At 64.8% G+C, this 11,515-nt stretch carries 11 protein-coding genes, 1 pseudogene and 1 riboswitch; of the genes and pseudogenes, 2 read left to right on the forward strand and 10 right to left on the reverse strand.

Translation table 11 applies throughout. The features are described from left to right. Nucleotides 1–2 precede the first annotated feature (2 nt). The 10 genes and pseudogenes from BRD58_RS10430 to BRD58_RS10475 form a co-directional block, all read right to left on the reverse strand. Nucleotides 3–788 carry a cobalt-precorrin-6A reductase gene (locus BRD58_RS10430; RefSeq protein ID WP_012848832.1) on the reverse strand — a complete coding sequence of 262 codons (786 nt, stop codon included), beginning with the start codon at nucleotides 786–788 and terminating at the stop codon, nucleotides 3–5. Further along, a complete protein-coding gene (locus BRD58_RS10435; protein WP_015461638.1) occupies nucleotides 785–1,510 on the reverse strand; it encodes a precorrin-3B C(17)-methyltransferase in 726 nt (241 codons plus the stop codon). The genes BRD58_RS10430 and BRD58_RS10435 overlap by 4 nt, the downstream gene beginning before the upstream one ends. Next, nucleotides 1,504–2,565, reverse strand: coding sequence for a cobalt-precorrin 5A hydrolase (gene cbiG / locus BRD58_RS10440; RefSeq protein WP_012848834.1), 1,062 nt, complete (start codon nucleotides 2,563–2,565; stop codon nucleotides 1,504–1,506). The genes BRD58_RS10435 and cbiG overlap by 7 nt, the downstream gene beginning before the upstream one ends. After that, nucleotides 2,546–3,319, reverse strand: a complete 774-nt coding sequence (locus BRD58_RS10445) for a cobalt-precorrin-4 methyltransferase (protein ID WP_012848835.1) — start codon at nucleotides 3,317–3,319, stop codon at nucleotides 2,546–2,548. The genes cbiG and BRD58_RS10445 overlap by 20 nt, the downstream gene beginning before the upstream one ends. Further along, complete coding sequence (locus BRD58_RS10450) at nucleotides 3,312–3,881, reverse strand: decarboxylating cobalt-precorrin-6B (C(15))-methyltransferase (RefSeq protein ID WP_012848836.1); 570 nt, start codon at nucleotides 3,879–3,881, stop codon at nucleotides 3,312–3,314. The genes BRD58_RS10445 and BRD58_RS10450 overlap by 8 nt, the downstream gene beginning before the upstream one ends. Continuing rightward, nucleotides 3,871–4,476 carry a cobalt-precorrin-7 (C(5))-methyltransferase gene (locus BRD58_RS10455; RefSeq protein WP_073382805.1) on the reverse strand — a complete coding sequence of 202 codons (606 nt, stop codon included), beginning with the start codon at nucleotides 4,474–4,476 and terminating at the stop codon, nucleotides 3,871–3,873. The genes BRD58_RS10450 and BRD58_RS10455 overlap by 11 nt, the downstream gene beginning before the upstream one ends. After that, on the reverse strand, nucleotides 4,470–5,609 hold the full coding sequence (cbiD, locus tag BRD58_RS10460; RefSeq protein ID WP_012848838.1) for a cobalt-precorrin-5B (C(1))-methyltransferase CbiD: 1,140 nt from the start codon (nucleotides 5,607–5,609) through the stop codon (nucleotides 4,470–4,472). Before cbiD ends, BRD58_RS10455 begins: the two co-directional genes overlap by 7 nt. Next, nucleotides 5,606–6,238, reverse strand: a complete 633-nt coding sequence (locus tag BRD58_RS10465; RefSeq protein ID WP_073382808.1) for a cobalt-precorrin-8 methylmutase — start codon at nucleotides 6,236–6,238, stop codon at nucleotides 5,606–5,608. Before BRD58_RS10465 ends, cbiD begins: the two co-directional genes overlap by 4 nt. Before the next feature lie 12 nt (nucleotides 6,239–6,250). Beyond that, nucleotides 6,251–7,209 (reverse strand): annotated as a pseudogene (gene cbiB / locus BRD58_RS10470) (adenosylcobinamide-phosphate synthase CbiB). Beyond that, nucleotides 7,206–8,585, reverse strand: a complete 1,380-nt coding sequence (locus BRD58_RS10475) for a cobyrinate a,c-diamide synthase (protein WP_073382813.1) — start codon at nucleotides 8,583–8,585, stop codon at nucleotides 7,206–7,208. Before BRD58_RS10475 ends, cbiB begins: the two are co-directional and overlap by 4 nt. Nucleotides 8,586–8,682: 97 nt before the next feature. Continuing rightward, nucleotides 8,683–8,857, reverse strand: a riboswitch (cobalamin riboswitch). A 295-nt stretch (nucleotides 8,858–9,152) separates the two neighbouring features. Between BRD58_RS10475 and BRD58_RS10480 the strand changes: the two genes are divergently transcribed. Both BRD58_RS10480 and BRD58_RS10490 read left to right on the forward strand, forming a co-directional pair. Next, a complete protein-coding gene (locus BRD58_RS10480) occupies nucleotides 9,153–10,019 on the forward strand; it encodes a GHMP family kinase ATP-binding protein (protein ID WP_069578730.1) in 867 nt (288 codons plus the stop codon). 653 nt (nucleotides 10,020–10,672) lie between these two features. Beyond that, nucleotides 10,673–11,401 carry a hypothetical protein gene (locus tag BRD58_RS10490; protein WP_012848846.1) on the forward strand — a complete coding sequence of 243 codons (729 nt, stop codon included), beginning with the start codon at nucleotides 10,673–10,675 and terminating at the stop codon, nucleotides 11,399–11,401. Nucleotides 11,402–11,515: the final 114 nt, after the last annotated feature.

An 11,515-nucleotide genomic window follows, 5' to 3' on the forward strand; every position in this document is an offset into this window, starting at 1 on the left:
CCTTAAGCCGTGGCCAGCCAGCGCGCCAAGCGCCGTTGAAAGTCGGCCAGACTCTCCAGTAACTCCGCGCCCGTCACCTGCGGCGCCGGACGTGTAATAACGATGCAGGGAATACCGGCATCCAGACAGGGCTGCACCTTTTCCTGATAGCCGCCCTCGGCGCCGGAGGCTTTGGTTATCACCACGTCAGCCCGACAGTGGCGATAAAACGCCGCGTTAAACGCCGCGCTAAAGGGGCCGCACAGCGCGAAGATCTGCCCGACGCCGAAGCCGAGTTCGGCGCACTGCGCCATCACCTCCGCCAGCGGCAGCACGCGCACCAGCAGCGTTTTCTCCGGCAGCGCCGCGCGCCAGCGCGCCAAATCTTTGCTGCCGGTGGTCAGCAACACCCGTTCGCCAAAGCGTCGCGCCAGCGCGCTGGCCGCCTCAATGCTGGCGACGCGGTGGAGCAGCGGGTGGGTGAGATCGCTGAGCTGCTCCGGGCGCTGATAGCGGCTGAGCAGCACGCCCGCGGTGTGACAGGCCTGCGTGATGCTGCGGCTGACCAGCTCGGCATAGGGGTGCGATGCGTCGATCACCCAGCGGGTCCGGTGCGTTTCAAGCCAGGCGACCATCTCCGCCTGCGTCAGGCGCCCACAGCGCACTCGCCCGCGGATCTCGCCGGCGAGGGCCTCGCCGGTCGGCGTCGCCACCGACAAGGTGTAGGCCACCTGGGCCGCATCCAGCTGCTGGCACAGCGCCCGGGCGTCGCTGGTGCCGCCGATCACCAGCACCTCGCCAGGGTTCACAGCGCGTAGCCCCGCGGCGTGATCATCAGGCCGTCCTGCACGTAGGTGGTCTTATTGCCGACGATCACCAGGCTGGTCATATCCACCGGCGCAAAATCCATCTCCCCCAGGGTGGTCAGCCACTTCTCCTGCTTTTTACGCCCGGCGGACTTCACCACCCCCACCGGGGTTTGCGCGCTTTTGACGGCGGACAGCAGCGCAAAGGCGCGCGCCAGGTGCCCCTCGCGGCCGCGGCTGCGCGGGTTGTAGAAACAGATCACAAAGTCGGCCTCGCCGGCGGCGACGATGCGCTTTTCGATGACCGGCCAGGGGGTCAGCAGATCGCTGAGGCTGATATGACAGAAGTCATGCATCAGCGGCGCCCCGAGCAGCGACGCGGCGGCGATGCTGGCGGTCATTCCGGGGATCAGGCGAACCTCGACCGCCAGCCCCTGCCGGCTGACCAGCTCCAGCACCAGCCCCGCCATGCCATAGATCCCCGCGTCGCCGCTGCTGATCAGAGCGACGTTATGCCCCGCCTGCGCCAGATCAATCGCCGTCTGGCAGCGTTCGATCTCTTTGCACATGCCGGTCTTGATCACCTGCTTGTCGCCGGTAAAGGCTTTCACCAGGTGGGTATAGGTTTTGTAGCCGACGATGATCTCTGCCGCCTGCAGCGCCTCAGCGGCCTCCATCGTCATCATGGCCTGTGAGCCAGGGCCGATTCCAATAACGGTTAACATCCGGATGAAACTCCTAAGGTAATCGTGACGCCCTGCTCACGCAGGGTATCGCCTACGAGCTGTCCATGACTCAGCAGCCAGGCCGCCGGTCCCGAGACACTCCCGACGCCGACCGTGCGACGCACGAAGGGCGAGATCGGAAAGCGCTGCTCATGCGCGCGCAGCGCGTCGGTGGTAAAGGTGTGAAACGGGATGCGCCAGCGGGCGGCGAGCTGGATCAACCCCGGCTCATCGCGCTTGAGCGCCGCGCTGCCAATCGCCTTCAGCGCCAGCGGATCGAGCCCCTGCGCCTCCAGCTGGCGCGCCAGCAGCGCGTCCAACAGCGGGAAGGGGGTATTCCGCCGACAGCCGATGCCGGCGACCACCCGCTGCGGCACCAGCTTCCAGTGCGGCAGCGGAATTTCCGGCAGATCGCGGCGCAGGGTGATGCACACCAGCGCATCCAGCGCGGGCAGCGCCTGCAGGTCGCTCACGGTGATAAATCCCCGCCGATCGCAGCGGCTGACCTCTGCCGCCAGCGCCGGATCCCACCACAGCCCGACCCGCCGCTGGCTGACCAGCATCGAGTTAACCTCCCGAACCGCCGAGCGCAAGTCGGCCATCCGAGCGTCAAGCTGCAGCGCAAGCGTATCCAGCGCGGCCATCTCGTTCACGTCCGTGGCGGTGGTGATCACCGGATCGGCCCCCAGCATGCCCGCCAGAGCGCGGGTCAAGGCGTTGGCCCCCCCCACATGTCCGGAGAGCAGGCTGATCACGTGCTGACCGCGCTCATCGATCACCACCACGGCCGGATCGCTGAACTTGTCATTGAGCAGCGGCGCCAGCACGCGCACGGCGATCCCCGTCGCGCCGATGAAAATCAGCGCCGAATAGTGGGGAAAGGCGCGGCGAACGGTCTGGGCGAGGCCGCCGTCGAACGGGATAAACCCCGCCTCCCACAGCGCCTCGCCGGTAAAACAGGTCAGCGGCAGCCGCGCCGCCAGCCGCTTGGCCAGCCGCACGCCGCCGGGCGTCAGGCAAAATAGCGCGATGGACTCAGGCTTTACGGTATTCATGGCTAAAGTCCGCCGCATAGAGCTTTGAGTAGTGATACTCATCGCCGAGGAAGCTACCGACAAGGATCAGCGCCGTTTTACGGATCCCCGCATCGCGCACCCGATCGCCGATGTCCGCCAGCGTGCCGCGAACGGTGCGGCTCTCCGGCCAGGTTGCCTTATAGATCACCGCGACCGGCGTAGCGGCCGGATAGCCCCCCGCGATCAGCCGCTCCGCAACCCGGTGGATCCGCTGAACGGAGAGGTAAATCGCCATCGACGTCTGATGGCGGGCGAACGACTCCAGCTGCTCACGCGCCGGCACCGGCGTGCGACCTTCGAGGCGGGTGATGATCAGACTTTGCGCGACGTCGGGCACGGTATACTCCACGCCGAGCTCCGCCGCCGCGCCGAGAAAGGCGCTGACCCCCGGCACCACCTGCCAGGCGATGCCGCGCTTGGTCAGCTCCTCCCCCTGCTCACGCACGGAGCCGTAGAGGGAGACATCGCCCGTCTGCAGACGCACTACGGTTTTCCCGGCCCGGACCCCGGCCTCCATCAGATCGAGGATCTGCGCCAGATGCAGCGCCGCGCTGTCGTGGCACTCGGCCCCGGGGGGGCAGTACGCCAGCAGCTCAGGGTTGATCAGCGACCCGGCATAGATGACCACCTGCGCCTGCTGCAGCAGCCGATAGCCCTTGAGGGTAATCAGCTCACGATCGCCGGGCCCCGCGCCGACAAACCACACGCAGCGGGGATCGAATGTCTCAGACATGATGCTCCTCCTTCTGACAGGCGATAACAAAAACGGGATTATTCGGTTTGAAGTAGTGGCCCTTGCCGAGCGGAACCCACGACGCCGTCTGTATCTGCTGGCACGTCACGCCCTGCGCTCCCCGCTGCGCCAGGTAGGCCAGCGCGCTATGCAGGTTCTCCATCAGGATAAAGGTCATCACCAGGCGCCCGCCGGGATGCAGCTGCGCCATGGACCAGTCCATCAGCGCCGTCAGGTGGCCGCCGCTGCCGCCCATAAACACGGCGTCGGCCCGCGCCGCCACCGGCATCGGCGCGGTGCCGGGCAGAATGCTGACGTTGTCGCAGGCAAAGCGCCGGCAATTTTCCGCCAGCAGGCGCAGCGCCGCGGGGTTTTTCTCGATGGCGGTCACCCGCAGGGAGGGAAACTGCAGCGCGGCCTCAATCGACACGCTGCCGGTTCCCGCCCCGATATCAATCAGATGGCGGGCTCGGTGCAGCGCAAGTTTGCTGAGGGCCAGCGCGCGCACCGCCTCTTTGGTCATCGGCACCGTTTCGCCGCGCAGAAAAAGCTCATCGTTCATCGAGGATCACCACCGCGTTCATCTCATAGTCGGCGCGGACCTCACTGACGGGCAGCCAGTAAATCCGCTCTCTCTCCATCGCCAGGTTTTCACCGATCACCATCCAGCGATGCCCTTTCCCCCGCACAACCAGCTGCGCGGCGATCTCTTTCGGTCCACAGCGCGCGTCGGTGACCATCGCGACCTTGCTATGGCGCGCCAGCTCATCAAAATTGACCCGGCGGCCGTGGCTGCTGGTGAGCCACATCTCGTTCATGTCGACGCCCGCCTGCGCGCAGAGATACTGCACCGCGCTGATGCCAGGGATGATGCGCACATGCTCAATACCAAAGTGCGCCACGATCCGCGTGCCGATGCCGTAAAACAGCGGATCGCCGGAGGCCATGATCACCACGCGGCGCCGGCGCCGGGCCTCCAGCCAGGCCAGCAGCGCCGCGACGTTGGCGCCGAGGGTGAAGGTCTCGCCGCGAAAGGTCGGGAACTGCTGTAAATGACGCGCCCCGCCCACCAGGCTCTCCGCCTGCGCGATCGCATCGCGCGCCGCGGGGGTCATCAGATGGACGCCCGCCGGCCCCACCCCCACGACCGTCAACATTGCAGATCCGCCACGATCGCGGCGACCGGGCGGTTGCTGCCCAGCGTCTGGTTATCAAACGAGAACAGAATGGCGTCGCAGATCGGCAGATGCTGGGTAAAGCGCAGTCGCTGTATGACCCGCTGGCAGATACGTTCGGCGAGATGGTCATACAGCGACTGAAAGCCGTAGGCGTCGATATGCTCCATCGCGGCCTCGGTCGTGTCGCAGTCGCGCACCCGCGTCAGCAGCGCCAGCGGCGCGCCAAGCAGCGCCAGATGCGCCACCAGCGTCTCCATGCGCGCATCGGCCATATGGCTGTGGGTGTGGAAGATCCCGGCGGCGACCTTGATCAGTTTGCCCGGGTGGCCGACCAGCACGATCTGGCGAAACCCCAGGCGCACCGCCTCTTCGATCATATAGCCGACGAAGTTGCTCATCGTCACCACCGCATCGGCCTCGATCCCCATCTGCTCACGCACAAAGCGCTCGCCGTGGTTGCCCGGCACCAGCACCACCCGCGTCATCCCGGCGGCGCGCTTCATCTCCAGCGTCAGCGCCAGCGAACGCTTCCAGCTCTCCTCCGACATCGGCGTCACGATGCCCGTGGTGCCGATGATCGAGATGCCGCCCAGGATACCCAGGCGGGCGTTGTAGGTTTTCTGCGCCCGCGCGACGCCCTCCGGCGCAAAGATCTCGACCGCGGCGCCGCGCGTCGGGCCGATCGCCTCGCGCACGGCCGACTCAATGGTGTGGCGGGGCGTGCGGTTGATCGCCGCGCTGCCGATGGGCAAGCCAATTCCCTTGCGCGTCACGGTGCCGACCCCCTCGCCCCCCGACAGCGATATCGTGCCGCTGTCGTTGAGCGTGACCCGCGCAAAAATCAGCATACCGTGGGTCGCATCGACATCATCGCCGCCGTCTTTGCGAATGGCGGCGATGGCCTGCTCCCCCTCGATATGCGGCGATTCAACGCTCAGGTTCAGCGTGACGCCGGAGGGGGTGACGATGGAGACCTGGTGGATCGGCTGCTGGCGCAGCGCCATCAGCGCGGCGACCTTGGCGGCCGCGGTGGCGCAGGAGCCGGTGGTATAGCCCTTGCGCAGCGCCTTTCCGTGGTGCCACACCGGCGTATCGAAGGCCCGATCGTTCATTTTTCCCCCCGCAGGTGGTACAGCACGGCGTTAACGATCGCCGCCGCCACGTTGCTGCCGCCCTTACGCCCCAGCGCCGCAATGGCGGGCAAGCCGCTGTGCGTCAGCGCCGCTTTCGACTCCGCCGCGCCGACAAACCCCACCGGCACCCCCACCACGCCGCCGACGGCGACATCGTGCTCCAGCAGGCGAAACAGCGCCGTCGGCGCATTGCCGAAGACAAACACCGGGCGCTCCCCCTCCGCCACCGCCCGATCGACCGCCGCCATGGAGCGGGTGATCCCCTGCGCCTTCGCCTGCGCCACCACCTGCGCATCGCTGATATAGCAGCGACACTCGCCGCCAAACGTGGCCAGCAGGGGTTTATTGATCCCCGAGAGGGCCATCGTCGTATCGGTGTAGATAACGGACGGCCGGCTCAGCGCCGCGCACAGCTGCGTCAGCGCATCCGGGGAGAACCAGAGGATATCCAGCCAGTCAAAGTCGGCGGTGGTGTGGATAACCCGCTTGACGATCGCCTCATGCAGCGGGCTGGCGAACTGGTACGTCGGGCGCGTCTCACGGATGATCTCGCCAATGATGTCGAAACTTTTGGCCTCAATCGCCTGGGGTTGCTGGATATATTGCATGATCTCGTCTCCTCAGACCGCGCCGACCAGCAGCCAGCGCACCGCCATAAACAGCGCCAGCGCCAGGGCTGACGCGACCCACATCAGTCGAATCGTTCGGGAAATATCATCTGGGGTAACCGCGCGGCGCGCATCGCCGATCCAGGGCTTCTCCACCCGCAGGCCAAAATAGTCGTTCGGCCCGCCCAGCCGGATCCCCAGCGCACCGGCCACGGTCGCCTCCGGCCAGGCGCAGTTGGGGCTGCTGTGGCAGCGGCGATCGCGCCAGCCGATGCGCAGCGCGCGGGCAACATCCTCGCGGCATAGCCACGCCGCCGCGCTCAGCAGCAGCCAGCTCAGCCGCGCGGGCAGGTAGTTCGCCGCGTCATCCATCCGGGCGCTGACCATGCCGATCGCCCGGTACTTTTCATGCTTGTAGCCCACCATCGAGTCGAGGGTATTGACCGCCTTGTAGGCCAGCGCCAGCGGCGCGCCGCCCAGCAGCAGGAAGAACAGCGGCGCGATGATGCCATCCACCGTATTCTCGGCGACGGTCTCCACCACCGCCCGGTTGATCTGCGGCGGCTGCAGCGACGAGGTATCGCGCCCCACGATCCAGGAGAGCTTTTCGCGGCTCGCGGCGAGCGCACCGGCGCGCAGCGGCCGTTCGACCTCCCGGGCGGCGTCCGCCAGACAGCGGCCGGCCAACGCAGTAAAGATCATCCAGACCTCGACCGCCCACCCCAGCCACGGATGGATCGCCCGCGCCAGCGTCAATCCCCCCAGGCCACGCCCCACGTCACCCCCACCACCGTCAGCCACAGCACGCCGCCGCCGATGCGCAGCGCGCCCTCGCTGCGGCAGCAGCGGCGCACGCACCGCTGCACGACGGTGATCAGGCGCCCCATCCAGCGTACCGGGTGCGGCCAGCGCGGCGGATCGCCGATCGCGGCGTCGAGGAGCCAGGCGAGGCACCAGGCCAAGAGCGTCATAGGGCCGCCCTGGCGGCCGCCAGCCAGCGGCTCAGCATCCGCGGGCGCTGGGCGAAATGAACGTGTAGATAGCTGGCAAAGGCGCTGCCGACCTGCCATCCCCCGTCCCACGCCTGGGTGGTCACCCCATCGCGCACTTTGCGACACGCCAGCAGCGCGGGGGGGTGGGGGGAAAAGTCGGAGTAGTGGAACTCATGTCCGCGCAGCGTTTCGCCGCTATCCGCCAGCAGCGTCGGCTGACGCGCCTGCGCCTCGCAGTAGCCAAAGCGGGTCAGCCGTTGCCCCATTTTACTGTGACCGGGAATAATATTGGCCATCGGGTGGATCGCCCCGTCGGCATCCTCCAGCGAGCTGCCCAGGTACATCAGCCCGCCGCACTCGGCGTAGATCGCCGCGCCGCGCCGGTGCGCCGCGCGCAGGCTCGCCAGCATCGGTGCGTTGGCCGCCAGCCTCTCGGCATACAGCTCCGGGTAGCCGCCGCCCAGCCACACCATCTGGCAGTCGGGCAGCTGGGCGTCATGCAGGGGGCTAAAGCGGACGATCTCGACGCCCGTGCGTTCGAGCAGCGCAACGTTGTCCGGGTAATAGAAGTTGAACGCCTCATCCTCGGCCATGGCCAGCGTCAATCCGCGGCCGGCGTCGGCGGCGGGCAGCGCAGGCCAGGCGCCGGGCGGCAGCGACGCCATCGGGCACAGGGAGAGTAAGCGATCGATATCCAGGGTGCGTTCGAGCGCGGCGGCAAACGCCTGCCAGGGCTGCGCCCGCACGACGGACTCCCGGGCCGTCACCAGGCCGAGGTGGCGCTCAGGCAGGGAAACGCCCGCCATCTGCGGGATATAGCCGAGCACGGGAATGGCGCAGTAGTGTTCGATGGCCGTTTTAAGCAGCGCGAAATGCGCCTCGCTGTTGACGCGATTCACCATCACGCCCGCGATATTCAACGTGGGATCAAAGTGCTGAAAGCCCATCACCGTGGCGGCAATCGAGGTGGAGACCGCCTTGCCATCCACCAGGAGGATCACTGGGCAGCCGAGCTGCTTGGCCATCCCCGCGCTGCTGCAGTAGTTCGGATCGGTGCCGTAGCCGTCATACAGCCCCATCACCCCCTCGATGACCGCGACGTCGGCCCCCTGCATCCGTTCGCCAAACAGCGCGTTAAGCGTCGGTGCGGGCAGCATAAAGCTATCGAGGTTGCGGGAGGCGGTGCCGCACACGGCCGTATGCCAGCCGGTATCGAGGTAGTCCGGCCCCACTTTGTACGGCTGAACGCGCAGCCCACGCTGTTTCAATAGACTCAGCAATCCCAGCGTCACCGTGGTTTTGCCACAGCCGCTGCCGGTGCCCGCCAGAACGAACGCGTACTGCTGTGCCGCCATGCCCCTGATCCTGTTCAGGGTGGTTGGAGGGTATAGATACACCGTTACCCAGTCTTGCGACTGTATGCATCAGATCAACCCACTTCCCACCGAAGTTGTTGGTAGTTACCGACGGGCAGGTCTTCTGGCTTAGCGTCCTCCTCGCCCGTCCTTCCCAATCTTGCGATCAGTGGTGTACACGGGGTCGTCAGCATCACAGCAGCGGGGGCTGCGGGGGAGTTACACCCCCTTCCCTACCATTAATATGGCAAACCTGTCGGCTTATTACATGGTGAGCGAGCAACGCTCGCTCACCGTCACAAAGATCTCTTCATGCTCACGCCTGCGCGGCGCTCGTCGCCCATCACAGAAGTAAAGACGGCGCAATTTAGCATAAAAACCGCATGAGGGTACGTCTTCCACCCGTTATTATCATGCAAATAGCGTTGCCGCTGATTCTCAGACTATCACCATAGCACGCTTTTTCCCCACGCTCCCGCCGGCGCGGCAGGGCGAGGGTGAAAAGCGTGGCTTTCCTGCCGTCGCCATGCCACTATGCGGCAAAATTATCGGTTCAAAGGTGAAGGCGTGGCCGTTGCGCAGTGCCCCGCCTCCTGCGGGGAGCTTATCCAGGGCTGGATCCTGGGCAGTGAAAAGCTGATCTCCTGCCCCATCGGGTGGTACAGCACCGTTGAAGTCAGCCGCGGCGCGCCGCGGGCGGACGAACGCCCCCTGGCCCGCGCCATGGTTACGCGCCTATTGCAGCACTGGCGCTACCCGGCGCAGATGAGCCGCGAGATACGCATCGATATCCACTCCACCATTCCGGTGGCCAAGGGGATGGCCAGCAGCACGGCGGACATCGCCGCCACCGCCGTCGCCACCGCGCACCATCTGGGGCATACCCTGGATGAGGGGACGCTCGCCGCGCTTTGCGTCTCCCTGGAGCCCACCGACAGCACCCTGTTTCGCCAGTTGACCCTGTTCGATCATAACGATGCCTCCACGCAAATCGCCTGCGCGGCGCCGCCCGCGCTCGATCTGCTGGTGCTGGAGAGCCCGCTGACGCTGCGCACGGCGGACTATCACCGCGCCGCGCGCCGGGCGGCGTTACAGGCCGGTGCCCCCGCGCTCCAGCGCGCCTGGGACAAGGTACAGGCGGCCTGCGCGACACAGGATCCCTATCGGATGGGCGAGGCCGCCACCCTCAGCGCCATCGCCAGCCAGCGGCTGCTGCCCAAGCCCGGCTTTGATGCGCTGCGGTCGCTGGTCGACGCCTGTGGGCTATATGGCATCAACGTGGCGCACAGCGGCAGCGTCGTCGGGCTGCTGCTGGATCGAGGCAAAAATGACGTCGACGAGGTTAAGTGGCGGCTAACCCAACAGCGGCTTACCCGCCATTGGCCCGCGCAGCACCTGCTCAGCATGGTGCCGGGCGGAGTCACCCTGCTATAGCCGGCGCCCTCCCCACCTTGCCCTCTGCCCGCGGCGCGGCGGCGTAGTTGACCAACCGCGCGTGAATGTGCGCCTGGGGCACCGGATCCGGGGGCGCGGATTTGCCGACGTCGACGAGCCACACCTTGCCGTTATTCATGCCCCGCGCCTCGGATAAAATAGGCCGGTCCGCCGCGCAGGAGTGAATAATGCGGATTGCCAGCGCATGCATTTCCCCGCCAATAATAAATAATGCCGTCGGTACTATTTATTCATTTGCGGAATAATTTTATGGCCTATATCGATGGAGTTATATCGCATTGATGACTAAAAACCGCAGCCTATCGCCGACCTGCGACGCGAAATAGGTCGATATCGCTTATCGAACCGCCCTATTTATGCCGCGCCCGCGCGTGTTTTTTATTGATGGAGTCGGGCTCAAGGCGCTGCGGCAGCGCGCTGCCACGCACCGCAGGCGGAAAAGCGGACGCGCCGACCTCTATCAACAATAATTAAACAAATCACGACACACGCTACCAAATAAGCAATGTGCAGATACAATCATCTATATAAATCGATATAACCGACGCGACATAAGACTATTTAACGAAGACTATCGTCATATCGCAAAAAGACGTTCTCCTTTCACTTTCGGCATATAAAGAGTGTGCGCAATGAATATTAACGCCCTGCTGCATTTATTTCAGAAAAACCATAGTTACGATATAAACGACAATGCATCCAACCACGCCGACAGGGTGAATCTGGCCAGCTTTAGAAAAATATCAGAAGACAGCCATGATGCTCGCATTACATTCGATCTCACCATGCGTCAGTGCGATGACCTGCTAAAGCTTGGCTGCAATAAGCCGCTGGATAAAGTCCAGACGCTCTGCGATATCTGCACCGATTTAGCCAACAGGCTGATTATGGAGGCCACGTCTATCTCTCATGCCCGCCATGCGGTCAATCACCGCCTGGCGCAGGATATTGACTCCTATATCGGCTCACGCGCCAATGCGGTGCTCGACGACGTGCGGCACCAGCGGCAGCGAGAGATCCCCAAAAACGCCCGCGCAGAGATCGTGCGATCGGCGATGCTCGAGGGCGGCTACGAAAAAATCGTGGAAGAGAAAAGCGATGATAAATTACTGAGCTTTGCCAGACCCGGCCTAACCGCCGAGATAAATATCTTAGCCGACCAAAAATTATCGTTAACCAGCCGAGAAACCAACTATTTCAATAAAGAGATCAAACCGCTCATCTACGATCTCACCTACGATGCCATCGTCTCTCACCCCGAGATTGCTCAACAGCACCTGCAGCAACAGCATTATATGCCAGCGGCGCAGGTATTAGCGCTGGTCAGAGAGAAAGCGGAGCGGTGGCTCGCGGAACATTGATCGCTGCCCGGTTCATTATCCCTCCCCCGCGCGGCCGCTGCCCGCCTAAGGCCGTTCTCCCCCGCCGCCGGCGCGGCCTCAGCTCCCCCCGCCGCGAGGCAACCCCCCCCTTAC

It is taken from the genome of Edwardsiella piscicida, assembly GCF_001896205.1.
Lineage (GTDB): Bacteria > Pseudomonadota > Gammaproteobacteria > Enterobacterales > Enterobacteriaceae > Edwardsiella > Edwardsiella piscicida.